Source organism: Salmonella sp. A29-2 (genome assembly GCF_020150755.1).
In the GTDB taxonomy this organism is placed as follows: Bacteria; Pseudomonadota; Gammaproteobacteria; order Enterobacterales; family Enterobacteriaceae; genus Salmonella; species Salmonella enterica.
The window spans coordinates 2636102-2660694 of record NZ_CP083731.1 but is presented as its reverse complement, the minus strand read 5'-3'; the positions used below and the strand labels follow the sequence as shown (position 1 = coordinate 2660694).

Genomic DNA, 24593 nt, shown 5'->3' with positions numbered 1-24593 from the left:
TAAATATCATTGCTGGAGTTAATCAAATGGATGCACTAGAACTGCTGGTCAACCGTCGTAGCGCCTCTCGTCTCGCAGAACCGGCGCCTGTCGGAGAGCAATTACAGAACATTCTGCGGGCGGGAATGCGTGTTCCCGATCATAAATCTCTACAGCCGTGGCGTTTTTTTGTGATTGAAGGAGAGGGGCGCGACCGCTTCAGCGCCGTGCTTGAACAAGGCGCTGTCGCTGCCGGGGGCGATGAGAAAGCGATCGAAAAAGCGCGTAATGCGCCGTTTCGCGCACCGCTGATCATTACCGTGGTGGCGAAATGCGAAGAAAACCATAAGGTTCCGGTGTGGGAACAGGAGATGTCTGCCGGATGCGCGGTGATGGCGATGCAAATGGCGGCGATTGCGCAAGGGTTTAATGGTATCTGGCGTAGCGGTGCATTAACGGAGAGCGCTATCGTGCGGGAAGCCTTTGAGTGCCGCCCGCAGGATAAAATTGTTGGTTTTCTCTATCTCGGCACGCCGCAGCTCAAAGCGTCAACGACGATCAGTACCCCCGACCCCACGCCGTTTGTGCGTTATTTCTGACGCTGAGGGATAAAACTGTCTGGATTCTGAGCAAAGGCGCGGTAATTCAGACAGTGATACTTACCACATCAGGGAATGAGCGCTACCATAGCGCGAATGCAATGACAGGAGATGTCCATGAGCGAGCAAGCCATTCGTTTAACGCAATACAGCCACGGCGCTGGTTGCGGTTGTAAAATTTCCCCTAAAGTGCTGGAGACTATCCTGCATAGCGAGCAGGCGAAGTTCGTCGACCCGAACCTGCTGGTGGGTAATGAAACCCGCGATGATGCGGCGGTTTACGATCTGGGTAATGGCACCAGTATTATCAGCACCACCGACTTCTTTATGCCGATAGTCGACAACCCGTTTGATTTTGGCCGCATTGCGGCAACAAACGCCATCAGCGATATTTTTGCGATGGGCGGCAAACCGATTATGGCGATCGCGATCCTTGGCTGGCCGATTAATACCCTGTCGCCCGATATTGCGCGTGAAGTGACCGAGGGGGGGCGCTTTGCCTGCCGTCAGGCCGGTATCGCGCTGGCGGGCGGACACTCTATTGACGCCCCGGAGCCGATCTTCGGTCTCGCGGTCACAGGCGTAGTGCCGACCGAACGGGTGAAGAAAAACAGTACCGCGCAGGCGGGATGCAAACTCTTTCTGACCAAACCGTTGGGGATTGGCGTGTTGACCACTGCCGAGAAAAAATCGCTGCTTAAACCTGAACATCAGGGGCTGGCGACGGAAGTCATGTGTCGGATGAACGTTGCTGGCGCGGCGTTTGCCAATATCGACGGCGTAAAAGCCATGACTGACGTTACCGGTTTTGGCCTGCTGGGGCACCTGAGCGAGATGTGCCAGGGCGCAGGCGTGCAGGCGCTGCTTTGCTATCAGGACATCCCTAAACTGCCGGGCGTGGAAGAGTATATTGCTCTGGGCGCCGTACCGGGCGGCACAGAGCGCAACTTCGCCAGCTATGGTCATCTGATGGGCGACATGTCGCGTGAAGTTCGTAGCCTGCTGTGCGATCCGCAAACGTCAGGCGGTCTGTTGTTGGCGGTAACGCCGGACGCCGAAGACGATGTTAAAGCCACCGCGGCGGAATTTGGTATCGATCTGACCGCGATTGGCGAACTGGTCGAGGCCCGCGGCGGTCGCGCTATGGTTGAGATTCGTTAACCTGATGCGGTTGTTTATTGCCGAAAAACCGAGTCTGGGGCGCGCCATTGCGGATGTGCTGCCAAAACCGCACCGTAAAGGCGATGGTTTTATTGAGTGCGGAAACGGGCAGGTCGTCACCTGGTGTATTGGTCATTTGCTGGAACAGGCGCAGCCGGATGCGTATGACAGCCGTTATGCGCGCTGGAATCTGGCTGACCTGCCTATCGTGCCGGAAAAATGGCAGCTTCAGCCTCGTCCTTCCGTCACCAAACAGCTCAATGTGATTAAGCGCTTTTTGCATCAAGCCGGTGAAATTATTCACGCTGGCGACCCGGATCGCGAAGGGCAGCTTCTGGTTGATGAAGTGCTGGATTATCTCCAGCTTCCTGCCGAAAAGCGCCAACAGGTGCGGCGTTGTCTGATAAACGACCTTAACCCGCAGGCGGTCGAGCGTGCTATCGACAGGCTGCGAGCGAACAGCGACTTCGTGCCGCTGTGCGTCTCCGCGCTGGCGCGAGCGAGAGCGGACTGGCTGTATGGCATTAATATGACCCGCGCTTACACGATCCTGGGCCGTAATGCCGGCTATCAGGGCGTGTTATCCGTGGGACGCGTGCAGACGCCGGTACTGGGGCTGGTGGTGCGGCGAGACGAAGAGATTGAGAACTTCGTCGCCAAAGACTTCTTTGAAGTGAAGGCGCACATCGTTACGCCTGCCGAGGAGCGTTTTACCGCTATCTGGCAGCCGAGCGAGGCGTGCGAACCTTATCAGGATGAAGAGGGGCGCTTGCTTCATCGTCCGCTGGCGGAGCATGTAGTGAACCGAATCAACGGTCAGCCCGCGCTGGTAACCAGTTATAATGATAAACGGGAATCAGAATCCGCGCCGCTGCCGTTTTCGCTCTCGACGCTACAGATTGAAGCCGCTAAACGCTTTGGCCTGAGCGCGCAAAACGTGCTTGATATTTGTCAGAAGCTCTATGAAACCCACAAACTGATTACCTATCCGCGTTCCGACTGCCGTTATCTGCCGGAAGAACACTTTGCCGGACGGCAGGCGGTCATGAACGCGATTAGCGTCCACGCCCCGGATTTACTGCCGCAGTCTGTGGTTAATCCTGATACGCGCAATCGCTGCTGGGATGACAAAAAAGTGGATGCGCACCACGCGATTATCCCGACGGCGCGCAGTTCTTCTGTCCATCTGACGGAAAACGAAGCGAAAGTGTACACCCTGATTGCGCGTCAGTATCTGATGCAGTTCTGCCCGGACGCGGTGTTTCGTAAATGCGTTATTGAACTGGAAATCGCCAAAGGGAAATTTGTCGCCAAAGCGCGTTTTCTGGCGGAGGCCGGTTGGCGGACGTTACTGGGCAGTAAAGAGCGCGACGAGGAAAACGACGGTACGCCGCTGCCGGTTGTCGCCAAAGGTGATGAGTTGCTGTGTGAAAAGGGGGAAGTGGTCGAACGCCAAACCCAGCCGCCGCGTCATTTCACCGATGCGACATTGCTTTCCGCGATGACCGGAATTGCCCGCTTCGTGCAGGATAAAGATCTGAAAAAGATCCTGCGCGCGACCGATGGGCTGGGGACGGAAGCCACGCGCGCCGGGATTATTGAGCTGCTGTTCAAACGTAGCTTTCTGACCAAAAAAGGGCGCTATATTCATTCTACCGATGCTGGCAAAGCGTTAATACATTCGCTGCCGGAAATGGCGGCCCGTCCAGATATGACCGCGCACTGGGAATCTGTTTTGACGCAAATCAGCGAAAAGCAGTGCCGTTACCAGGATTTTATGCAACCGCTGGTCGGCACGTTATATCAGCTGATCGATCAGGCTAAGCGCACGCCGGTGAAGCGCTTCAGAGGGATAGTCGCGCCAGGCGGTGGAGACAAGAAAAAGAGCGCGCCGCGTAAGCGAGCGGGCAAAAAAAGCCCGCCTGCTGAGGAGACAGGCCGTCAGACCGAATAAGCGTAAAGCCATCTGGCCTGACGACGGGATTAAATGACGCCCTGCGCCAGCATGGCGTCGGCGACTTTCACGAAACCGGCGATGTTGGCGCCCTGAACGTAGTTGGTATGCTTATTATCGCCGCCGTACTCGACACAGGCGTGGTGGATATCCAGCATAATGTGATGCAGACGGGCGTCCACTTTCTCGGCTTTCCAGCTCAACCGCGCGGCGTTCTGCGCCATTTCCAGCCCCGATGTCGCCACGCCGCCCGCGTTGGCGGCTTTACCCGGCGCAAACAGTACGCCCGCCTCAAGGAAGAGATCGGTCGCTTCAATCGTGGTTGGCATATTTGCCCCTTCCGCCACGGCTTTTACGCCATTGGCAATCAGTACGCGCGCGGCGTCAACGTCCAGTTCGTTCTGCGTCGCGCATGGCAGGGCGATATCCACCGGTACGCTCCAGGGCTGCTGGCCTTCCAGATAGGTTAAGCCAAACTCACGGGCGTAGTCAGCGACGCGACCGTCACGGCTGGCTTTAATTTCACACAGACGCGCCAGCTTCTCTGGCGTGAAGCCACTTTCATCGACCACCGTCCCGCTCGAATCCGACGCGGTAACCACGCGCGCGCCAAAGGCCATCGCTTTCTCAATGGCGTATTGCGCGACGTTGCCGGAGCCGGACACGGCGACGCGCATCCCTTCGAAACCGAGACCATGACGTTTAAGCATCGCTTCAGTGAAGTAGACCAGGCCATAGCCCGTCGCCTCCGGGCGAATCAGGCTTCCGCCGAAGGAAAGCCCTTTGCCGGTGAAGACGCAGGCGCTGTTATTGGAAAGCTTGCGCATCATTCCCGCCATAAAGCCCACTTCGCGCCCGCCCACGCCGATATCCCCGGCAGGCACGTCGGTATCCGGCCCTAAATGGCGATACAGTTCAGTCATCAGCGCCTGGCAGAAACGCATCACTTCGCCTTCGCTTTTCCCTTTCGGATCGAAATCGCTGCCGCCTTTACCGCCGCCCATCGGCAACGTGGTGAGGGCATTTTTAAAGGTTTGCTCAAAGCCGAGGAACTTAAGGATGGAAAGGTTTACCGAAGGATGGAAGCGCATACCGCCTTTATAGGGGCCGATAGCAGAGTTGAACTGCACGCGCCAGGCGCGATTTACCTGCACCTGGTTTTTGTCGTCCAGCCACACTACGCGAAACTGAATTACGCGCTCTGGTTCAACCAAACGTTCCAGTAAAGACATGTGGCGGTAACGGGGGTTTTGTTCAAGAAACGGCCACAGGGTGGTCATGACTTCACGGACGGCTTGCGCGAACTCGGTTTGATGCGGGTCGCGCTTTTGTACATGGTTGAGGAACGATTCCAGAGAACATGTCTGATCCATAGATATAAAAACCTCTTATATATTAATGTGGTTGTATTTGCGTTTTATCAGAATATGTATTTGCAGTTTTCGACTATACCATCAGCAATGTGACGGTAAGCAAGAAAAAAATGACGCTGCTAAGTAAATTCATAACGGGGCGAGGGTCATAACTAAAAGCGATGACAAAAGAGGACTAAAGTTTTCACGGCGGCTTACCGTTATACTGAGAATATACTTAGAAAAATAAGGAAATCCTATGCGCCGAAGCCTCGTGGTCGCCGTGATGGCGATAATGCCAATGGTCGGGCTGGCAAACCAAAACAGTCGTCCTGATATTCAGGTGAATGTCCCGCCGGAAGTTTTCAGCACGCGCGGTCAGTCGTCCCAGCCCTGCATTCAGTGCTGCGTTTACCAGGATCAGAATTACTCCGAAGGCGCGGTAATAAAAGTGGAAGGCGTCTTGCTCCAGTGCCAGCGTGACGAAAAAACCATCAGCACGAATCCGTTAGTCTGGCGTCGCGTAAAGCCATAAACGCCTGCAATAGCGGAATATCCGCCGGGGCGAGGGGGTACTCCAGCGCCTCTTCCGGCGTACACCAGGCTAATGCCTGATGTTCCAGCGCACGTATCAGACCGTTAAACGCAGGCACATGCCAGGCGTGCAAATGAATTCGTCGGCCAGACACGTCGCGTTGATGGCTGGCGATATAGACGCCGGGCGTGGCGTCAATCCCTAACTCTTCGCGTAGCTCGCGGACAAGCGCCTGCGGCTGGGTTTCGCCGGGTTCGACTTTACCGCCGGCAAACTCCCATAAACCGGCTTGATCCGCATGAGCTGGGCGCTGGGCCAGCAGAATTTTGCCGTCGCGTTCAATGATGGCGGCAACAACATCGAGTTTTTTTATCATTGTCGTTAAGGTCGTTATTCCTGCCGGGAAGCGTCGCGCTATCCCGGCCTTACGGTTAATCAGAAAGCGGAATCAAACACGAAACGTCGCCCAGACCGGCGCATGGTCGGAGGGTTTTTCCATACTGCGAATGTCGTAGTCTATACCGGTTTCTGCGCAACGTTCCGCCAGCGGAGCGCTTGCCAGCAAGAGGTCGATACGCAGCCCGCGATTATCCACGAAACCTTTTGAGCGGTAATCAAACCACGAAAATTTATCCATCGTTTGCGGATTCGCCTGACGGAACGTGTCCACTAATCCCCACTTCAGTAACCGCGACATCCATTCACGCTCCTCCGGCAGGAAGGAGCATTTACCGGTACGCAGCCAGCGTTTGCGGTTCTCTTCGCCGATGCCAATATCCAGATCGGTCGGGCTGATATTCATGTCGCCCATAATTAATACCGGATTATCGCACTTGAGTTCCGTTTCAAGATAGTTTTGCAAGTTCTGGTAAAACTGCGCTTTCGCGGGGAACTTCAACGGATGATCCCGGCTTTCCCCCTGCGGGAAATAGCCGTTAATGACGGTAATATTACCCAGCGGCGAGGGGATTTCCGCCATGATAATGCGGCGTTGCGCCTCTTCGCCATCATCCGGGAAACCGCGTCTGACGGAAATGGGCGTGGCTTTTGTTAGCAGCGCGACGCCGTAATGGCCCTTTTGTCCATGATAGAAAACGTTATAGCCCAGCTTCGCGACCTCTTCGAGCGGGAACATTTCGTCGTGGACTTTTGTCTCCTGTAGGCCGATCACATCGGGCTGGTGTTTTTCGACAATCGCTTCAAGCTGATGGGGACGGGCGCGCAGGCCGTTGATATTAAAAGAGACAAATTTCATAGTCACTGCCACTTTGCAAGGTGAATCGTGTTGGGATGGTAACAGAAATTTTACCGGGTGACTGCCACTCATCGTCAGATTCGGCCAATGGAAGCATGTGGTGTTTTCTATAGCGCGAAAATGGCACGGTTTGCGTGCAGATGCGCCAGAACGGGGCGGTAATTTCCAGTAAATTTCGTATAAGATCACAATTCCAGAATTATATTTGGCAACTGAATAATATTTCGCTTTTTCCTCTTTTTAGCCACCGATTATGCGGGAATATTCACTTTTCATGCAGTAAAAGTGAATATCGCTACGCTGTAACCCATTGATTTACCGTTTATCACTTCTGTTTATGCAATGTTAACGCTGGCTGGCACGAATGCTGCAATCTACATTTACAGCGCAAACACTCATATTAATTAACATATAAATAACTTTATTTTTACCAAAAGAGGTCGCTATGTCTCTGTCAGTTACGCGTGAAAACTTTGATGAATGGATGGTGCCAGTATACATTCCCGCGCCTTTTATTCCTGTACGCGGAGAAGGCTCACGCCTGTGGGATCAGCAGGGGAAAGAGTACATTGATTTTGCTGGCGGGATCGCGGTCAACGCCTTGGGACATGCGCATCCGGCGCTGCGCGAGGCGTTAAATGAACAGGCGAATCGCTTCTGGCATACCGGGAACGGTTACACCAATGAACCGGCGCTGCGACTGGCGAAAAAACTGATCGACGCGACCTTCGCCGAACGCGTTTTCTTTTGTAATTCAGGCGCTGAAGCAAATGAAGCAGCATTAAAACTGGCGCGCAAATATGCCCACGATCGTGTCGGCAATCATAAAAGCGGCATTGTGGCCTTTAAAAACGCGTTCCATGGCCGCACGCTCTTTACCGTCAGCGCTGGCGGTCAACCCACCTATTCACAGGACTTTGCGCCGCTGCCGCCGGATATTCGTCATGCAGCCTATAACGATCTGAACTCCGCCAGCGCGCTAATTGATGACAATACCTGCGCCGTGATCGTAGAACCTGTGCAGGGCGAGGGCGGCGTGATCCCCGCCACGAAAGCTTTTTTACAGGGGCTGCGTGAATTGTGCGACCGGCATCAGGCGTTACTGATTTTTGATGAGGTGCAGACGGGCGTCGGACGTACCGGCGAACTGTATGCATATATGCATTATGGCGTTACGCCCGATATCCTGACGACTGCTAAAGCGTTGGGCGGCGGCTTCCCGATCGGCGCGATGCTGACCACGCAAGACTATGCCAGCGTTATGACGCCAGGCACCCATGGCACCACCTACGGCGGTAATCCGCTGGCGACGGCAGTTGCCGGAAAAGTACTGGATATCATCAATACGCCGGAGATGCAAAACGGCATCAGACAGCGCCACGATGCGTTTATTGAACGTCTAAATACCATTAATGTACGTTTTGGCATGTTCAGTGAAATTCGCGGGCTGGGGCTACTGCTTGGCTGTGTGCTACAGACGGAGTTTGCCGGAAAAGCCAAACTCATCGCCCAGGAAGCGGCAAAAGCAGGCGTGATGGTGCTCATCGCCGGCGGCGACGTGGTGCGTTTTGCGCCAGCGTTAAATGTGAGCGACGAGGAGATAGCCACCGGGCTTGATCGTTTTGCCCTGGCGTGCGAACGCCTTCAGACGGGAGGCGCATCATGCGGGTGATTCGTCCTGTCGAACATGCGGATATCGCCGCGCTGATGCAGCTTGCAGGCAAAACGGGCGGCGGCTTAACCTCGCTACCGGCAAATGAAGCGACGCTGGTGGCCCGCATTGAACGCGCGCTAAAAACCTGGTCCGGCGAGCTGCCAAAAGGCGAACAAGGGTATGTATTCGTTCTCGAGGACAGTGAAACGGGTGAGGTTGGCGGGATCTGCGCCATTGAGGTCGCGGTCGGCCTTAACGACCCCTGGTATAACTATCGTGTCGGTACGCTGGTTCATGCCTCCAAAGAGCTGAATGTATATAACGCGTTGCCAACATTATTCCTGAGTAATGATCACACCGGCAGCAGTGAGCTTTGCACGCTGTTTCTCGATCCCGAATGGCGTAAAGAGGGTAACGGCTACCTGTTGTCAAAATCGCGCTTTATGTTTATGGCCGCGTTTCGCGATAAATTCAATGAGAAAGTGGTGGCGGAAATGCGCGGCGTCATTGACGAGCACGGTTATTCTCCCTTCTGGCAAAGTCTCGGCAAACGCTTTTTCTCTATGGATTTCAGCCGGGCGGATTTTTTATGCGGTACCGGGCAAAAAGCGTTTATCGCCGAGCTGATGCCCAAACATCCTATTTATACCCACTTCTTATCTGAAGAGGCACAGGCCGTGATTGGCGAAGTCCACCCGCAAACGGCGCCAGCCCGCGCGGTGCTGGAAAAGGAAGGCTTTCGCTATCGCCACTATATCGACATCTTCGACGGTGGGCCGACGCTGGAGTGTGATATTGACCGCGTGCGGGCTATTCGTAAAAGCCGACTGGTGGAAGTCGCGGAAGGGCAACCCGCGCCTGGCGACTATCCGGCATGTCTGGTCGCCAATGAAAACTATCACCACTTTCGGGCCGCGCTGGTGCGTGCCGATCCGCAGACTTCACGACTTGTACTGACCGCCGCGCAGTTGGATGCGCTGAAATGTCGCGCGGGCGACCACGTTCGGCTGGTACGCCTTTGCGCTGAGGAGAAAACCGTATGACGCTATGGATAAACGGCGACTGGATAACCGGTCAGGGCGAACGCCGCCGCAAAACGAACCCGGTGAGCGCGGAGATACTTTGGCAGGGGAATGACGCTAATGCGGCACAGGTCGCCGAGGCCTGTCAGGCGGCGCGCGCGGCATTTCCTCGTTGGGCCAGACAGCCTTTTGCCGCACGACAGGCTATCGTAGAGAAATTTGCCGCCCTGCTGGAGGCGCATAAAGCCGATCTCACGGAGGTCATCGCGCGTGAAACCGGTAAACCGCGCTGGGAGGCGGCAACGGAAGTGACGGCGATGATCAATAAGATTGCCATCTCGATTAAGGCTTACCACGCCAGAACAGGCGAACAAAAAAGCGAACTTGTCGATGGCGCCGCGACGTTGCGCCATCGTCCTCACGGTGTGCTGGCGGTATTCGGCCCTTATAACTTTCCCGGCCATTTACCGAATGGCCATATTGTGCCCGCGTTGCTGGCAGGCAATACGCTGATCTTCAAACCTAGCGAGCTAACGCCATGGACCGGGGAAACGGTAATAAAACTCTGGGAACGGGCGGGGCTACCGGCAGGCGTTCTTAATCTGATGCAGGGCGGCCGGGAGACCGGACAAGCGCTAAGTTCGCTCGACGATCTCGACGGACTGCTGTTTACCGGCAGCGCCAGTACCGGATATCAGCTTCATCGCCAGCTATCCGGCCAGCCGGAAAAAATCCTGGCTCTTGAAATGGGCGGAAACAACCCGCTCATTATTGAGGATGTGGCAAATATAGATGCGGCGGTACATCTGACGCTGCAATCGGCGTTTATTACCGCCGGACAGCGCTGTACCTGCGCGCGACGCCTTCTGGTAAAACAGGGTGCGCAGGGAGATGCATTTCTGGCGCGGCTGGTTGACGTTGCCGGACGTCTGCAGCCCGGCAGATGGGACGACGATCCGCAGCCGTTTATCGGCGGACTGATTTCAGCGCAGGCGGCACAGCATGTGATGGAGGCCTGGCGTCAACGAGAGGCATTAGGCGGGCGCACGTTACTGGCGCCGCGGAAGGTCAAAGAGGGAACCTCTCTGCTGACGCCTGGCATCATTGAGCTGACGGGCGTCGCGGATGTGCCGGATGAAGAGGTGTTTGGTCCGCTGCTGAACGTCTGGCGTTATGCGCATTTCGATGAGGCGATTCGTCTGGCGAATAATACCCGTTTTGGTCTGTCGTGTGGGCTGGTGTCGACGGATCGCGCGCAGTTCGAACAGCTCTTGCTGGAGGCGCGGGCTGGGATCGTTAACTGGAATAAACCGCTCACCGGGGCAGCGAGTACTGCGCCGTTTGGTGGTGTCGGCGCGTCTGGCAACCATCGGCCCAGCGCCTGGTATGCCGCCGATTATTGCGCCTGGCCGATGGCTAGTCTGGAGTCTCCCGAACTGACGTTGCCTGCGACATTAAGCCCCGGCCTCGACTTTTCTCACAGGGAGGCGGTATGACGGCGCATGAAGTTAATTTTGACGGGCTGGTGGGGCTTACGCACCATTATGCCGGGCTATCCTTCGGCAATGAGGCATCGACCCGCCACCGTTTTCAGGTGTCGAATCCTCGTCTGGCGGTAAAGCAGGGGCTGCTAAAGATGAAAGCTCTGGCGGATGCCGGCTTTCCCCAGGCGGTGATCCCGCCGCATGAGCGGCCTTTTATTCCGGCGTTGCGTCAGCTCGGCTTCACGGGTAGCGATGAGCAGATTCTGGATAAGGTTGCGCGTCAGGCGCCACGCTGGCTTTCCAGCGTGAGTTCCGCGTCGCCAATGTGGGTTGCGAATGCGGCGACGGTTTGCCCATCGGCAGACGCGCTGGACGGGAAAGTTCACCTGACGGTGGCGAATTTAAACAATAAATTTCATCGCGCTCTTGAGGCGCCTGTTACCGAAGCGCTGCTACGCGCCATATTTCGCGATGAAAGCCAGTTTTCAGTGCATAGCGCGTTACCGCAGGTCGCATTATTGGGAGATGAAGGCGCGGCGAATCATAACCGTCTTGGCGGCGAGTATGGTTCGGCAGGCGTGCAGCTTTTTGTCTATGGGCGCGAAGAGGAGAATGAAATACGACCCGCTCGTTATCCGGCGCGCCAGAGCCGCGAAGCCAGCGAGGCCGTGGCGCGTCTTAATCAGGTGAATCCGCAACAGCTTATCTTCGCTCAGCAGAACCCGGAGGTCATCGATCAAGGCGTATTCCATAATGATGTCATCGCCGTTTCGAATCGACAGGTATTGTTTTGTCACGAAGCGGCGTTTGCCCGGCAGAAAGTGCTCATTAATCAGTTGCGTACGCGCGTTGACGGTTTTATGGCGATAGAGGTGCCCGCCGGAGAGGTTTCTGTATCAGATGCTGTGGCGACCTACCTGTTTAATAGTCAGTTGTTAAGCCGTGACGACGGCTCAATGCTGTTAGTGTTGCCGCGGGAATGTCAGGATCATGTCGGCGTCTGGCGCTATCTGAATAAGCTGGTGGCGGAGGATAACCCCATCAGCGCGATGCAGGTGTTTGATTTGCGAGAAAGTATGGCCAACGGCGGCGGGCCGGCCTGTCTGCGATTACGCGTGGTGTTAACAGAAGAAGAACGACGGGCGGTGAATCCAGCGGTAATGATGAATGACGCTCTGTTTACGGCCCTTAACGCGTGGGCGGATCGTTATTATCGCGATCGCCTGACCGCCGCCGATCTGGCCGATCCGTTATTATTGCGAGAAGGCCGGGAGGCGCTGGATGTGTTAACGCGTCTGCTGGATTTGGGGTCGGTTTATCCTTTCCAGCAAACGGGGGCGGCTGATGGATAACTTTCTGGCGTTGACGCTAAGCGGCACGACACCACGGGTGACGCAGGGGAAGAGCGCGGGTTTTCGCTGGCGCTGGTTAGGCCATGGTCTGCTTGAACTCACGCCCGATGCGCCGGTCGACCGCGCGTTAATTCTTTCTGCGGGGATACACGGCAATGAAACCGCGCCGGTCGAGATGCTGGATAGGCTGCTGTCGGCGCTGTTTTCAGGCAGCTTGACGTTAACGTGGCGAGTGCTGGTGGTACTCGGCAATCCGCAGGCGCTGGCGGCGGGAATACGCTATTGTCACAGCGATATGAACCGTATGTTTGGCGGGCGTTGGCAGTCCTTTGCCGAAAGCGATGAAACGCGGCGGGCGCGTGAGCTGGAGCTAAGTCTGGATACCTTCTTTTCATCTGGCCAGGCGCGGGTACGCTGGCATCTGGATCTGCATACCGCCATTCGTGGCTCGCATCATTTGCGTTTTGGCGTATTGCCGCAGCGCGACCGCCCGTGGGAGGCGGATTTTCTGGCGTGGCTGGGCGCGGCAGGACTGGAGGCGTTGGTATTTCATCAGGCGCCAGGCGGTACGTTTACGCACTTTAGCTCTGAACATTTCGGCGCGCTTTCCTGTACGCTGGAGTTGGGAAAGGCGTTGCCGTTTGGGCAAAACGATCTGACGCAGTTCAGCGTAACCTCGCAGGCGTTGTCGGCGTTGCTGAGCGGTGTCGAAACGTCAACCTCGTTTTCGCCGCCGCTACGCTATCGGGTGGTGTCGCAAATCACGCGTCACAGCGATAAGTTCGCGCTTTATATGGATGCGCAAACGCTGAATTTTACTGCCTTTGCGAAGGGAACGTTGCTGGCCGAGGAGGGGGATAAGCGCGTGACGGTGACGCATGACGTTGAATATGTTCTCTTTCCTAATCCCTCTGTCGCCTGCGGATTGCGGGCTGGATTAATGCTGGAAAGACTTCCCTGATAAATGTCCCTGTAAGCTCACGTTAGGATTACAGGGATGATTTGGGACACAGTTTCATGCTATTACGGATTATTCCTGGAGAATTGCTTTATTAATAAGCGTTGCTGCGTTATAGTTCTGCATAATTTCTGCTATATCATGCTGTTGTATATTTCTCTTTCAACTCTGCGCAATTTATTCTTTTTTTCTTCACAATTGGCGAAAAAGTGTTTTTTATACTTTCATTGTTTTACCGTTGTTATGACTAATTGACGCTAAGACGGTTAAAGTTAATCACGACAACACGGCGCTGTTTTAAATATGCCGTAAAAATAACTGAAAGGAAGGATGGAAATATGCGTAAACTGACTGCTCTATTTGTTGCCTCTACCCTGGCGATGGGTGCTGCGAATCTGGCTCATGCCGCCGAGACTACCACCGCCGCGCCAGCGGATGCGAAGCCAATGATGCAGCATAAAGGTAAATTTGGCCCACATCACGATATGATGTTTAAAAACCTGAACCTGACGGACGCACAGAAGCAACAAATTCGCGACATTATGAAAGCGCAGCGCGAGCAAATGAAACGTCCGCCGCTGGAAGAGCGTCGCGCCATGCATGATATTATTGCCAGCGATACCTTCGATAAAGCCAAAGCCGAAGCGCAAATTACGAAAATGGAAGCACAGCGCAAGGCCAATATGCTGGCGCATATGGAAACCCAGAATAAAATTTATAACGTTCTGACGCCGGAGCAGAAAAAGCAATATAACGCTAATTTTGAGAAGCGTCTGACAGAACGCCCGGCGCAAGAAGGTAAAATGCCTGCTGCGGCAGAATAACTTTCCGCATAATTTAAGACCGCCGGTCTTGTCGACAACACAATCGTTGAGGTGGACAGGATCGGCGGTTTTCTTTATGACTGGCGACAGTCGGTGTGCAGTTCAATGATCTCATATTGACCTGACATTAGTGGCTTACAGAGAATTTTATAGCCATCCTGATCAAAGCCCGCAGGGGTACGCACCAGGGTGGCAGCCTCATCCAGCGAGGGTACCGCCCCCAGCCATAACCAGTTGTTGATAATGTGGAACTGGGTCATTTGTGGGCGGCTCTCTTTTAACGCGATAGCGCCTTTCCAGGGCCAGCAAACCACACGTAACCGTTCCAGCGAGGCCTGCAGACGAAGAAAATGCGCCTGCGGGGTTTCTTGCCCACAACACGCGCCAGCGCAGCGCTTCAGCGCGAAACGAAAACAGGCGCGCCCACGGTTTACCGGTTCAAGCCCCAGCAGGCCATAACACAATTTTTGTTCATCGGCGAGGTTCTGTAAGCTTTGCAGCGCTGCCCGACGGTTGGCGAAGAGCCCAAACAGGTTCGGCTCATGGGAAAAATCGACGCTGCGGGCGGAAACGACCTCAATCTTTTGTTCGCTCAACTGTAGAGAGCAAAGCTGGCGATTACGCCGTAACCGTTTGTTAAACAGCGGCTGTTGTTCTTTGATCAGCCGCGCCTCCAGCAGCAACGCGCCCATTTCCCCAGCGGTGCAGATCCAGCTTATCCGCCGCGCCTGTCGCAGCATAGCGGCCTCGTCAGGCGTTCGCAGATGTGAGAGCACCCGGCTGCGAATATTTACGCTTTTACCGATATAAAGCGGCAGCGTATCGCTTTCGCTATGAAATATATAGACGCCCGGTAAGGCTGGCGCTTCGCTGAGGAAAGGACGTAAATGTTCTGGATATTCGTAAATGGCCGCTGCTTCAAACTCAAGGCGGGGGGCTGATTGACGCCGTACCACAGTGATCTCCGTTAACTGGTTATTCATCCAGTATAACAGCGGATGGGTGATTAAAAAAGAGGCTGGGAAGAGAGGAGGCCGGATAGACGAGCGATATCCGGCACAACAGTAGAAGTACGCTTACTTTTTCCAAAAGTCGTCGAATACCGTAATCGGCAAACGGCGCTTATGTTCAGTTTTTACATACCAGCCTTCGATAGTTTTAGCGATGGCGGAGTCCAGCGTTTTGCCTTCCAGGTAATCGTCAATATTGTCATACGTTACGCCCAGCGCGGCTTCATCAGGCAGTGATGGGCGGTCGTCTTCCAAATCGGCGGTGGGGACTTTTTTATACAGATGCTCAGGACAGCCCAGCGCTGCGAGAAGCTGTTTGCCCTGGCGTTTGTTAAGGCGATGAAGCGGGTTAATATCGGTACCGCCATCGCCATATTTGGTGAAGAACCCGGTTATCGCTTCCGCCGCATGGTCGGTACCCACCACGACGCCGTGAGTCATACCGGCGATGCTATATTGCGCTTTCATTCGCTCACGCGCTTTTTCATTGCCGCGAACAAAATCGCTCAGCTCAATTCCCGCTTCGCGCAGCGCCTGTTCGCTGGCGAGGACGGCGCCTTTAATATTGACGGTGAGTACTCTGTCCGGCTGAATAAAAGCAATGGCGTCCTGGCAATCCTGTTCATCGGCCTGCACGCCATAAGGCAGACGAACGGCGATAAACTGCAGCGCATTGTCACCGGTCTCTTCCCGCAATTCGGCGATAGCCATCTGGCTGAGTTTCCCGGCCAGCGTCGAATCCTGCCCGCCGCTGATGCCTAACACCAGCGATTTCAAAAAGGGATAGGTTTTCAGGTACGCTTTAAGAAAATCCACGCTGCGGCGAATTTCTTCTTCAGGGTTGATATGCGGTTTCGCGCCAAGCGCCTGGATTATCTCTTGCTGCAGAGTCATTTAACCCCCTTCGACATTAAAAAAATGAATCTTTACCCTGTTAAAGCTAACCCTTCGCCGCTGAAACAACAAGGTTTGGCGGGCTAAGCGGTGTTTAAAACAACATATCGCTGCGTTAGAGAATTTTCCGAAAGGCTTTTTGTGGCGAGGCGCGGCTTGAAAAATATTCTGATGTATTCCAGGCTTACATAACACGCTGATAAACAAGAGGACGGAAAATGAACAAGAACGTAGCAGGAATTTTAAGCGCAGCGGCGGTAATGACTATGCTGGCAGGCTGTACGGCGTATGATCGTACAAAAGACCAATTTGTTGAGCCTGTCGTTAAAGATGTTAAAAAAGGAATGAGCAGGGCGCAAGTTGCGCAGATTGCGGGCAAACCGTCATCTGAAGTGAGCATGATTCATGCGCGTGGTACCTGTCAGACCTACATCCTGGGTCAACGTGATGGTAAAGCGGAAACCTACTTTGTTGCGCTGGATGATACCGGGCACGTGATTAACTCCGGCTACCAGACCTGTGCGGAGTATGACACTGACCCACAGGCGCCGAAGCAGTAACAACTGTACATTGCCTGAACATTCAAGGAAACCGGCCTGCGAGCCGGTTTTTTTGTGCCTGCCATAACCTTATTTATTATCGCGAATTATTTGCCCGAAATGTGAGGGGGGTCATAACGCCAGGTCAATGAGAGACAATTTAGTGGGTCAAGGAAATACCATCCGGCGGTCCGATCCCGTATACTCATTTCAGCCACCTAAAAAAGTAAATCCGGTTACGCAAGTCGCCCAGAGTATGGATGCAGGTTGAGGCTTGCGGCGTATCTGGTTGACAGATAATCGCACATGAGGAAGGTTTTTATGGAAAAGAAACACATTTATCTGTTTTGTTCTGCGGGCATGTCAACGTCGTTACTGGTATCAAAAATGCGCGCTCAGGCTGAAAAATATGAAGTGCCGGTGATTATTGAAGCATTCCCTGAAACCCTGGCCGGTGAAAAAGGCCCGGCAGCGGACGTCGTGTTATTAGGCCCGCAAATTGCTTATATGCTCCCCGAAATTCAGCGTTTATTACCCGGTAAACCGGTAGAAGTCATTGATTCAATGTTGTACGGCAAGGTAGATGGCTTAGGCGTGCTTAAAGCTGCGGTAGCGGCAATTAAAAAAGCCGCCGCGAATTAATTATTTTTTAATTTTTCCCGTCAAAGAGTTATTTCATACACTAACCGCAATATTTTATTGCGGTATTTAAGGGTATTTTTCTATGAGTAACGTTATTGCTTCACTTGAAAAGGTACTCCTTCCTTTTGCTGTAAAAATAGGAAAGCAGCCACACGTTAATGCAATCAAGAACGGCTTTATTCGTTTAATGCCATTAACCCTTGCGGGGGCGATGTTTGTATTAATTAATAACGTTTTCCTGAGCTTTGGGGAGGGGTCGTTTTTTTATTCCATGGGCATTCGGCTTGATGCCTCAACCATTGAAACACTTAATGGATTGAAAGGCATCGGCGGGAACGTCTATAACGGCACATTGGGCATTATGTCGCTCATGGCGCCATTTTTTATCGGCATGGCGCTGGCGGAAGAGCGCAAGGTTGATGCGCTGGCCGCCGGACTGCTCTCCGTGGCGGCATTTATGACCGTAACGCCGTATAGTGTCGGCGAGGCCTATGCCGTAGGCGCTAACTGGCTGGGCGGCGCGAATATTATCTCCGGTATTATTATTGGCCTGGTGGTCGCGGAGATGTTTACATTTATTGTCCGGCGCAACTGGGTGATTAAACTACCGGACAGCGTACCGGCTTCGGTGTCTCGTTCATTCTCAGCATTAATTCCCGGCTTTATTATTCTCTCTATTATGGGGATTATTGCCTGGGCGCTGTCTAATTACGGTTCTAACTTCCATCAGATTATTATGGACACTATCTCTACGCCGCTGGCATCGCTGGGTAGCGTGGTAGGGTGGGCATATGTCATTTTTGTACCGCTGCTGTGGTTCTTTGGTATTCATGGTTCGCTGGCGCTGACCGCGCTGGACAGCGGCATCATGACGCCCTGGGCGCTGGAAAACATCTCTATTTACCAGCAGTATGGCTCCGTCGATGCGGCGCTGGAAGCCGGTAAAACGTTCCATATCTGGGCGAAACCGATGCTGGATTCTTATATCTTCCTCGGTGGCAGCGGCGCAACGCTGGGTCTGATCATCGCTATCTTCCTGGCATCCCGTCGCGCGGACTATCGCCAGGTGGCAAAACTGGCGCTGCCGTCAGGTATCTTCCAGATTAACGAACCCATCCTGTTTGGCCTGCCGATTATTATGAACCCGGTGATGTTTATCCCCTTCATTCTGGTTCAGCCGATTCTGGCGGCGATTACGCTGGTGGCTTACTATTTGGGTATTATTCCGCCGATTACCAATATTGCGCCGTGGACCATGCCAACCGGGTTGGGGGCGTTCTTTAACACCAACGGCAGCGTCGCCGCATTACTGGTTGCGCTATTTAACCTGGCGGTCGCTACCCTGATTTATCTCCCCTTCGTGGTGGTGGCTAACAAAGCGCAGAACGCCATCGAGCAGGAAGAAAGCGAAGAAGATATCGCTAACGCACTGAAATTCTAAACTCCGCGTCGGCATGGGATGCCATGCCGGGCTGAATCAGAGGAAAGACTATGTTTGATCTTGAAAATGTTGTAGATAACCAGACAGCGGCTGAGGAACTCGAAGAAGTCGTTATGGGGCTTATCATCAATTCTGGTCAGGCGCGCAGCCTGGCATATGGCGCGCTCAGAAAAGCGAAAGAAGGCGATTTTGAGGCGGCGAAAGCGATGATGGACCAGTCGCGCATAGCGCTCAATGAAGCGCATCTTGTGCAGACAAAACTCATCGAAGGCGATCAGGGCGAAGGCAAAATGAAAGTCAGTCTGGTCCTGGTTCACGCTCAGGATCATTTGATGACATCAATGCTGGCTCGTGAACTGATCGCCGAGTTGATTGAGCTCCATGAGAAACTGAAATAACAGGGGGCGGATGATGCAGCTACAGGTTAACGCAACGGAAATCAAAACGGTTTATGAGCAGCAGCTCTTCAATGGCAAAAATTTCCATGTGTTTATCTATAACAAGACGGAAAGCGTCACCGGGCTGCATCAGCACGACTACTATGAATTTACCCTGGTATTAACCGGACGTTATTACCAGGAGATCAACGGGAAGCGTGTGCTGCTGGAACGTGGAGATTTTGTTTTTATCCCGGTGGGGTCGAATCACCAAAGTTTCTATGAGTTTGGCGCAACGCGTATTCTGAACGTAGGAATTAGTAAACGTTTTTTTGAACAGCATTATCTTCCGTTACTGCCGTTTTGTTTTGTGGCATCGCAGGTATATAGGGCGAATAGCACCTTCCTTACCTATATTGAAACGGTGATTGCGTCGTTGAATTTTCGCGGCAATGGGCTCGACGAATTTATCGAAGTGGTGACATTTTATATTATAAACCGCTTACGTCATTACCGCGAAGAGCAGGTTTATGATGATATTCCACAATGGCTGAAAGCAACCGTAGAGATAATGCATGATAAAACGCAGTTTGGCGAACATGCGCTGGAAAATATGGTGCGCCTGTCGGCAAAATCCCAGGAGTATCTGACGCGCGCCACCCGACGTTATTACAGCAAAACGCCGATGCAAATCATTAATGAGATTCGCATTAATTTTGCCAAGAAACAGTTGGAAATGACCAACTATTCGGTTACGGATATTGCTTATGAAGCCGGGTATAGCAGTCCAAGTCTGTTTATTAAAACGTTTAAGAAGATGACCTCATTTACGCCGAATAGTTATCGGAAGCGATTGACGGAAATTAATGAGTAACGGTTTGCATTGCTCGATTAATTACATTTCACGCTTGCCCCAATAGCGCGGGGAACGTCACGCTATTTCTTACGAGCGGGCATAGCGTAATACATATCAGTGTCATACACTGAAGGGAGATATTATGAGCCAGAAATTAAAAGTCGTCACTATTGGTGGCGGGAGCAGCTACACCCCTGAATTACTTGAAGGCTTTATTAAGCGCTACCATGAATTACCTGTCACCGAATTATGGCTGGTTGATGTTGAAGACGGGAAAGAGAAGCTGGGCATTATTTATGATCTCTGCCAGCGAATGATTGATAAAGCAGGCGTTCCGCTAAAATTGTATAAAACGCTGGATCGCCGGGAAGCGCTGAAAGACGCTAATTTTGTCACTACCCAGCTACGCGTTGGTCAACTCAAAGCCCGTGAGCTGGACGAGCGTATCCCGCTTAGCCACGGCTATCTGGGGCAAGAAACCAACGGCGCTGGCGGTTTATTTAAAGGGTTGCGTACCATTCCGGTTATTTTTGACATCATTAAGGATGTTGAAGAATTATGTCCGAATGCGTGGGTCATTAACTTTACTAACCCGGCGGGGATGGTGACGGAAGCGGTTTATCGTCATACCAACTTTAAAAAATTCATCGGCGTATGTAATATTCCTGTCGGCATGAAAATGTTTATTCATGACGTGCTGGCGCTGAATGAGAATGACGATCTTTCCATTGACCTGTTTGGTCTAAACCATATGGTCTTTATTAAAGATGTGCTGGTGAATGGCACCTCACGGTTCGCAGAATTACTGGATGGCGTGGCGTCCGGTCAGTTGAAAGCGTCAACCGTAAAAAATATCTTTGATCTGCCGTTTAGTGAAGGATTGATTCGCTCGCTGAACATGCTGCCGTGCTCTTATTTGTTGTATTACTTCAAGCAAAAAGAGATGTTGGCGATTGAAATGGGCGAATATTACAAAGGCGGCGCGCGCGCTCAGGTCGTACAGAAAGTGGAGAAACAACTCTTCGACTTGTACAAAAATCCTGAGCTAAACGTGAAGCCGAAAGAGCTTGAGCAACGCGGCGGCGCTTATTATTCCGATGCCGCTTGTGAAGTCATTAACGCTATTTATAATGACAAGCAGACTGAGCATTACGTTAATATTCCACATCATGGGCATGTCGAGAATATCCCGGCGGACTGGGCGGTGGAAATGACCTGCATTCTGGGACGCAATGGCGCGACGCCGCACCCGCGTATCACCCGTTTTGACGAAAAAGTGCTGGGGCTTATCCACACGATTAAAGGATTTGAGGTCGCGGCCAGCAATGCGGCGCTGAGCGGAAACTTTAATGATGTGCTGCTGGCGCTTAACCTGAGTCCGCTGGTGCATTCCGACCGCGACGCAGAAGTCCTGGCGCGTGAGCTCATTCTGGCGCATGAAAAATGGCTGCCTAATTTTGCCGCTTGCATCGAAGCGCTTAAAGGTAAGCACCACTGACAGAGGTAGGCTATGGAACGCGTGTTGATTGTGAATGCCGATGATTTTGGCCTGAGTAAAGGGCAAAATTACGGCATTGTTGAAGCATATCGCAACGGCGTTGTGACCTCCACGACGGCGCTGGTCAATGGCGAGGCTATTGACCATGCGGCGCAGCTTAGCCGCGAGCTGCCTGCGCTTGGGGTGGGAATGCATTTTGTTTTGACGTTAGGCAAACCGGTGTCAGAGATGCCGGGCCTGACGCGAGACGGCCTGTTGGGGAAATGGATCTGGCAAATGGCGGAGGAGGATACGCTTCCGCTGGATGAAATTGCGCATGAACTGGCGTGTCAGTATCAGCGTTTCATCGACGTATTTGGCCGCGAGCCAACGCATCTCGACAGTCACCATCATGTGCATATGTTCCCGCAAATTTTCCCCATCGTCGCCCGCTTTGCGGCGCAGCGCGGGATTGCGTTACGTATTGACCGCCAGACGGTGTTGAACGCAGACGATCTGCCGTCGGATTTGCGCAGCACTCAAGGATTTAGTAGTGAATTTTACGGCGAGGAGATCACCGAAGCGTGCTTTTTACGCATTCTGGATGCCTCGGCGCATCGAGGAGAAGCCTCTCTGGAGGTGATGTGTCATCCGGCGTTTGTGGACAACATTATTCGCCAGAGCGCCTATTGTTACCCCCGCTTAACTGAACTGGAGGTGTTGACGTCTGCGTCACTCAAGGCAGCGATTGCGGAACGTGGATATCGTCCTGGCAGTTTTCTTGATATTTAGCTCCTGAGTTTGCGGCGCAAGAATGCGCCGCATTTTTTGTCGTTTATGCAGGAATCGCGTTAATTTTCCCCGCACGCGACCAGACACGGTGTGCCGCCATCAGCGTCAGCAGAGTGTCCATAAAGTGGTGGTCAACGTTATCTGCCTCAACAAGTCCTTCTTCCCCCTGGCTATCAATGTTTAAAAGCGCCTTAAACCGTCGGGCGTCGCCTGCCAGTGCGATGGGCTTCAGATGTTTGTAGGCTTCCAGAAGGTAGTAACGAGCATCGCCGCAACTCTCGATATCGGCAATATTGCCGCACGGTACTATTACCGCATCGACCGTTAGCGACGGCGCGCCGGCAAAGGTTGCCGCAATAGTTAATGTTGAACCGTCATCAGCCGTTACTTCACCCATCCGTGAATAGAGCAGTTTTGCGTGGACGCCTTTGGCTTTTAAAGCCTGCAAAATGGTCAACAGTTCGGCGGCGTTAACCTTGTCGTTCAGCAGAATAGCGACCACTCGGCCTTTAACATCGCCGTCCGGCACCGCATACAGGCTGAGCGCCGGATCTTTTTTCAGACCGTTGACATCAGGAGGCGGGGCAATTTGCGTTTGCTCATGGGTGAGTGCAAAACCGAGATTATGCGCGACGCCCTGAGCCAGCGTGACATCAATATGCGCTAACTGATCGACCACCCGCTCCCGAATATACGCGCGGGCGACTTTACCCAGTTCAAAGCTGAACGCGTCAATAATATGCTGCTGTTCTATCGGCGTCTGACTGAGCCAGAACAGGCGAGGATGCGAGTAATATTCACCGAAAGAGGGGCTGCGTTCGCGGATTTTATTGCCATCCACGCGTTCCTGGTATGATTCGAAGCCGCCGCGTTTTGGCGCTGGCGGCGTTTCGCGTGGCCAGTTGTCATTAATGGAGTTTGGTTCATAGTTCGCCGGATTGGTGTCGATATCCATCCGGTGCATACCGTCACGCTGGAAGTTATGGTAGGGGCAGGTAGGGCGGTTAATCGGAATTTCGTGGAAGTTTGGCCCGCCCAGACGACTGATTTGCGTGTCGGTATAAGAGAACAGACGCCCCTGTAACAGCGGATCGTTGGTAAAATCAATGCCGGGAACAATATGCCCTGGATGAAATGCCGCCTGTTCGTTTTCAGCGAAAAAGTTATCCGGATTACGGTTTAACACCATTTTGCCGACGCGTTGTACTGGCACCAACTCTTCCGGAATCAGTTTGGTCGGATCGAGCAGATCAAAATCGAATTTAAATTCATCCTCTTCGGCAATGAGTTGTAGGCCCAGCTCGTATTCCGGGAAATCGCCCGCTTCGATGGCCTCCCACAGATCCCGGCGGTGAAAATCCGGATCGCGACCGGTCAGTTTTTGTGACTCATCCCATACCAGCGAGGCTTTACCCGCCAACGGTTTCCAGTGGAAACGGACAAAGGTCGCTTTCCCTTGCGCATTGATCAGACGGAAGGTGTGAATGCCGAACCCTTCCATCGTCCGATAACTGCGTGGAATGCCGCGATCCGACATTGCCCACATGACGTTGTGCAGCGTCTCAGGCTGTAAGGAAACATAGTCCCAGAAGGTGTCGTGCGCGCTCTGTCCTTGCGGAATGGCCCAATGTGGTTCGGGCTTAACGGCGTGCACAAAATCCGGAAACTTATGCGCATCCTGGATAAAAAAGATCGGCGTGTTATTACCGACGAGATCGAAAATTCCCTCTTCGGTATAAAATTTGGTCGCAAAACCGCGGATATCACGTACGGTATCAGCAGACCCCGCGCCGCCCTGTACTGTCGAAAAGCGAACAAAGACCGGGGTAATTTTCTGTGGATCGCACAGAAACGCGGCTTTCGTGATGTCGCTCAGGTCTTTATATGGCTGGAAATAGCCGTGCGCTGCAGATCCGCGGGCGTGAACGATCCTCTCCGGGATACGCTCATGGTCAAAGTGGGTAATTTTTTCGCGCAGGATAAAATCTTCCAACAGCGTAGGGCCGCGGCTGCCGGCGCGAAGAGAATTTTGATCGTCGGCGATGCGCACGCCCTGATTGGTGGTCAGCGCATAATTTTCGCTGCCTTTACGAAAGGCGTCGAGGGCGGTGAGCTTATCATTCGCGGTCTCGGGCGCTTTTAAGCTGCCGGGGGCCGTCGGTTGCGCGCCCGGCGGCGTCGGTTCTGGCGTGGGGCGATGTGAACCGTCTGACGGCGCCAGGGAGTCCAGGCCGGGCTGTGATTCACGGGTATCATGCACGGGGGACTGATGGGGGGATTTCTCATTATGCGACATTGAACTCGTCTCCTGCTTTCATCACTGAAATGGGCGTGGTAGTAGTCAAAATCACTCTAACTATAGAACATTTCAGCAATTATGCCGGGGGAGAGCGGAACGGCAGACAGGGTATAACGGGGAAATCGCACGCGCGGAAC

The 24593-nt window shown here is 53.3% G+C and carries 23 protein-coding genes; 17 read left to right on the top strand and 6 right to left on the bottom strand.

Annotated elements, in window-relative coordinates:
* The first annotated feature begins 26 nt into the window (after positions 1-26).
* The 3 genes from K8W53_RS13010 to topB all read left to right on the top strand — a co-directional run bounded on the left by K8W53_RS13010 (position 27) and on the right by topB (position 3693).
* Complete coding sequence (locus K8W53_RS13010; RefSeq protein ID WP_000339313.1) at positions 27-578, top strand: NAD(P)H nitroreductase; 552 nt, start codon at positions 27-29, stop codon at positions 576-578.
* A 117-nt stretch (positions 579-695) separates the two neighbouring features.
* Complete coding sequence (gene selD / locus K8W53_RS13005) at positions 696-1739, top strand: selenide, water dikinase SelD (protein WP_001294900.1); 1044 nt, start codon at positions 696-698, stop codon at positions 1737-1739.
* A 4-nt stretch (positions 1740-1743) separates the two neighbouring features.
* A complete protein-coding gene (topB, locus tag K8W53_RS13000) occupies positions 1744-3693 on the top strand; it encodes a DNA topoisomerase III (RefSeq protein ID WP_052939344.1) in 1950 nt (649 codons plus the stop codon).
* A gap of 29 nt (positions 3694-3722) precedes the next feature.
* Here topB and gdhA read toward each other — a convergent pair whose 3' ends face one another.
* The gene (gene gdhA, locus K8W53_RS12995; RefSeq protein ID WP_000372865.1) at positions 3723-5066 is read right to left on the bottom strand and encodes an NADP-specific glutamate dehydrogenase; all 1344 of its coding nucleotides are present in this window, start codon (positions 5064-5066) and stop codon (positions 3723-3725) included.
* Between the two features lie 238 nt (positions 5067-5304).
* Between gdhA and K8W53_RS12990 the strand changes: the two genes are divergently transcribed.
* Entirely contained in the window at positions 5305-5580 is a 276-nt protein-coding gene (locus tag K8W53_RS12990) for a YnjH family protein (RefSeq protein ID WP_001254682.1), read from the top strand.
* On the opposite strand, the gene K8W53_RS12985 is transcribed toward K8W53_RS12990, so the two are convergent.
* Both K8W53_RS12985 and xthA read right to left on the bottom strand, forming a co-directional pair.
* Entirely contained in the window at positions 5540-5956 is a 417-nt protein-coding gene (locus tag K8W53_RS12985) for a pyrimidine (deoxy)nucleoside triphosphate diphosphatase (RefSeq protein ID WP_000592137.1), read from the bottom strand. The genes K8W53_RS12990 and K8W53_RS12985 overlap by 41 nt on opposite strands.
* Before the next feature lie 72 nt (positions 5957-6028).
* On the bottom strand, positions 6029-6835 hold the full coding sequence (gene xthA / locus K8W53_RS12980) for an exodeoxyribonuclease III (protein WP_000673954.1): 807 nt from the start codon (positions 6833-6835) through the stop codon (positions 6029-6031).
* 445 nt (positions 6836-7280) lie between these two features.
* On the opposite strand from xthA, the gene K8W53_RS12975 reads away from it, so the two are divergent.
* From K8W53_RS12975 to spy, 6 genes are all read left to right on the top strand, one after another.
* A complete protein-coding gene (locus K8W53_RS12975; RefSeq protein ID WP_023224879.1) occupies positions 7281-8507 on the top strand; it encodes an aspartate aminotransferase family protein in 1227 nt (408 codons plus the stop codon).
* Positions 8498-9532 (top strand): arginine N-succinyltransferase, encoded by a 1035-nt coding sequence (gene astA, locus K8W53_RS12970; protein WP_023204088.1) that lies wholly within the window; start codon positions 8498-8500, stop codon positions 9530-9532. Before K8W53_RS12975 ends, astA begins: the two co-directional genes overlap by 10 nt.
* Complete coding sequence (astD, locus tag K8W53_RS12965) at positions 9529-11007, top strand: succinylglutamate-semialdehyde dehydrogenase (protein ID WP_052939345.1); 1479 nt, start codon at positions 9529-9531, stop codon at positions 11005-11007. The genes astA and astD overlap by 4 nt, the downstream gene beginning before the upstream one ends.
* Positions 11004-12347: an N-succinylarginine dihydrolase gene (gene astB / locus K8W53_RS12960; protein ID WP_023225146.1), complete on the top strand. Its 1344-nt coding sequence runs from the start codon at positions 11004-11006 to the stop codon at positions 12345-12347. Before astD ends, astB begins: the two co-directional genes overlap by 4 nt.
* On the top strand, positions 12340-13308 hold the full coding sequence (astE, locus tag K8W53_RS12955; RefSeq protein WP_023225145.1) for a succinylglutamate desuccinylase: 969 nt from the start codon (positions 12340-12342) through the stop codon (positions 13306-13308). Before astB ends, astE begins: the two co-directional genes overlap by 8 nt.
* A gap of 335 nt (positions 13309-13643) precedes the next feature.
* Positions 13644-14129, top strand: a complete 486-nt coding sequence (gene spy / locus K8W53_RS12950; RefSeq protein WP_001229001.1) for an ATP-independent periplasmic protein-refolding chaperone Spy — start codon at positions 13644-13646, stop codon at positions 14127-14129.
* Between the two features lie 74 nt (positions 14130-14203).
* On the opposite strand, the gene cho is transcribed toward spy, so the two are convergent.
* Entirely contained in the window at positions 14204-15085 is an 882-nt protein-coding gene (gene cho, locus K8W53_RS12945) for an excinuclease Cho (protein WP_023194607.1), read from the bottom strand.
* Positions 15086-15205: 120 nt separating this feature from the next.
* Entirely contained in the window at positions 15206-16033 is an 828-nt protein-coding gene (nadE, locus tag K8W53_RS12940) for an ammonia-dependent NAD(+) synthetase (protein ID WP_000174982.1), read from the bottom strand.
* A 218-nt stretch (positions 16034-16251) separates the two neighbouring features.
* Between nadE and osmE the strand changes: the two genes are divergently transcribed.
* From osmE to chbG, 7 genes are all read left to right on the top strand, one after another.
* The gene (gene osmE, locus K8W53_RS12935; RefSeq protein ID WP_001039301.1) at positions 16252-16593 is read left to right on the top strand and encodes an osmotically-inducible lipoprotein OsmE; all 342 of its coding nucleotides are present in this window, start codon (positions 16252-16254) and stop codon (positions 16591-16593) included.
* Between the two features lie 300 nt (positions 16594-16893).
* Complete coding sequence (gene chbB / locus K8W53_RS12930; protein ID WP_000412161.1) at positions 16894-17214, top strand: PTS N,N'-diacetylchitobiose transporter subunit IIB; 321 nt, start codon at positions 16894-16896, stop codon at positions 17212-17214.
* An 82-nt stretch (positions 17215-17296) separates the two neighbouring features.
* Positions 17297-18655: a PTS N,N'-diacetylchitobiose transporter subunit IIC gene (gene chbC, locus K8W53_RS12925; RefSeq protein ID WP_000073063.1), complete on the top strand. Its 1359-nt coding sequence runs from the start codon at positions 17297-17299 to the stop codon at positions 18653-18655.
* A 50-nt stretch (positions 18656-18705) separates the two neighbouring features.
* The gene (gene chbA / locus K8W53_RS12920) at positions 18706-19053 is read left to right on the top strand and encodes a PTS N,N'-diacetylchitobiose transporter subunit IIA (RefSeq protein WP_000459883.1); all 348 of its coding nucleotides are present in this window, start codon (positions 18706-18708) and stop codon (positions 19051-19053) included.
* A 10-nt stretch (positions 19054-19063) separates the two neighbouring features.
* Entirely contained in the window at positions 19064-19906 is an 843-nt protein-coding gene (chbR, locus tag K8W53_RS12915; protein ID WP_000983393.1) for a transcriptional regulator ChbR, read from the top strand.
* Positions 19907-20030: 124 nt separating this feature from the next.
* On the top strand, positions 20031-21386 hold the full coding sequence (locus tag K8W53_RS12910) for a 6-phospho-beta-glucosidase (protein WP_000078778.1): 1356 nt from the start codon (positions 20031-20033) through the stop codon (positions 21384-21386).
* Between the two features lie 12 nt (positions 21387-21398).
* The gene (gene chbG, locus K8W53_RS12905) at positions 21399-22157 is read left to right on the top strand and encodes a chitin disaccharide deacetylase (protein WP_000442730.1); all 759 of its coding nucleotides are present in this window, start codon (positions 21399-21401) and stop codon (positions 22155-22157) included.
* 43 nt (positions 22158-22200) lie between these two features.
* Here chbG and katE read toward each other — a convergent pair whose 3' ends face one another.
* Positions 22201-24453, bottom strand: coding sequence for a catalase HPII (gene katE / locus K8W53_RS12900; RefSeq protein WP_000019105.1), 2253 nt, complete (start codon positions 24451-24453; stop codon positions 22201-22203).
* Positions 24454-24593: the final 140 nt, after the last annotated feature.

Bases quoted from the DNA above. Each gene is read 5' to 3' on its own strand.
- chbB (WP_000412161.1), top strand. From the start codon at position 16,894: ATGGAAAAGAAACACATTTATCTGTTTTGTTCTGCGGGCATGTCAACG.
- astD (WP_052939345.1), top strand. From the start codon at position 9,529: ATGACGCTATGGATAAACGGCGACTGGATAACCGGTCAGGGCGAACGC.
- chbG (WP_000442730.1), top strand. From the start codon at position 21,399: ATGGAACGCGTGTTGATTGTGAATGCCGATGATTTTGGCCTGAGTAAA.
- katE (WP_000019105.1), bottom strand. From the start codon at position 24,453: ATGTCGCATAATGAGAAATCCCCCCATCAGTCCCCCGTGCATGATACC.
- chbC (WP_000073063.1), top strand. From the start codon at position 17,297: ATGAGTAACGTTATTGCTTCACTTGAAAAGGTACTCCTTCCTTTTGCT.
- astB (WP_023225146.1), top strand. From the start codon at position 11,004: ATGACGGCGCATGAAGTTAATTTTGACGGGCTGGTGGGGCTTACGCAC.
- K8W53_RS12910 (WP_000078778.1), top strand. From the start codon at position 20,031: ATGAGCCAGAAATTAAAAGTCGTCACTATTGGTGGCGGGAGCAGCTAC.
- topB (WP_052939344.1), top strand. From the start codon at position 1,744: ATGCGGTTGTTTATTGCCGAAAAACCGAGTCTGGGGCGCGCCATTGCG.
- astA (WP_023204088.1), top strand. From the start codon at position 8,498: ATGCGGGTGATTCGTCCTGTCGAACATGCGGATATCGCCGCGCTGATG.
- astE (WP_023225145.1), top strand. From the start codon at position 12,340: ATGGATAACTTTCTGGCGTTGACGCTAAGCGGCACGACACCACGGGTG.
- xthA (WP_000673954.1), bottom strand. From the start codon at position 6,835: ATGAAATTTGTCTCTTTTAATATCAACGGCCTGCGCGCCCGTCCCCAT.
- spy (WP_001229001.1), top strand. From the start codon at position 13,644: ATGCGTAAACTGACTGCTCTATTTGTTGCCTCTACCCTGGCGATGGGT.
- nadE (WP_000174982.1), bottom strand. From the start codon at position 16,033: ATGACTCTGCAGCAAGAGATAATCCAGGCGCTTGGCGCGAAACCGCAT.
- K8W53_RS13010 (WP_000339313.1), top strand. From the start codon at position 27: ATGGATGCACTAGAACTGCTGGTCAACCGTCGTAGCGCCTCTCGTCTC.
- gdhA (WP_000372865.1), bottom strand. From the start codon at position 5,066: ATGGATCAGACATGTTCTCTGGAATCGTTCCTCAACCATGTACAAAAG.
- osmE (WP_001039301.1), top strand. From the start codon at position 16,252: ATGAACAAGAACGTAGCAGGAATTTTAAGCGCAGCGGCGGTAATGACT.
- chbR (WP_000983393.1), top strand. From the start codon at position 19,064: ATGATGCAGCTACAGGTTAACGCAACGGAAATCAAAACGGTTTATGAG.
- selD (WP_001294900.1), top strand. From the start codon at position 696: ATGAGCGAGCAAGCCATTCGTTTAACGCAATACAGCCACGGCGCTGGT.
- K8W53_RS12990 (WP_001254682.1), top strand. From the start codon at position 5,305: ATGCGCCGAAGCCTCGTGGTCGCCGTGATGGCGATAATGCCAATGGTC.
- K8W53_RS12985 (WP_000592137.1), bottom strand. From the start codon at position 5,956: ATGATAAAAAAACTCGATGTTGTTGCCGCCATCATTGAACGCGACGGC.
- chbA (WP_000459883.1), top strand. From the start codon at position 18,706: ATGTTTGATCTTGAAAATGTTGTAGATAACCAGACAGCGGCTGAGGAA.
- K8W53_RS12975 (WP_023224879.1), top strand. From the start codon at position 7,281: ATGTCTCTGTCAGTTACGCGTGAAAACTTTGATGAATGGATGGTGCCA.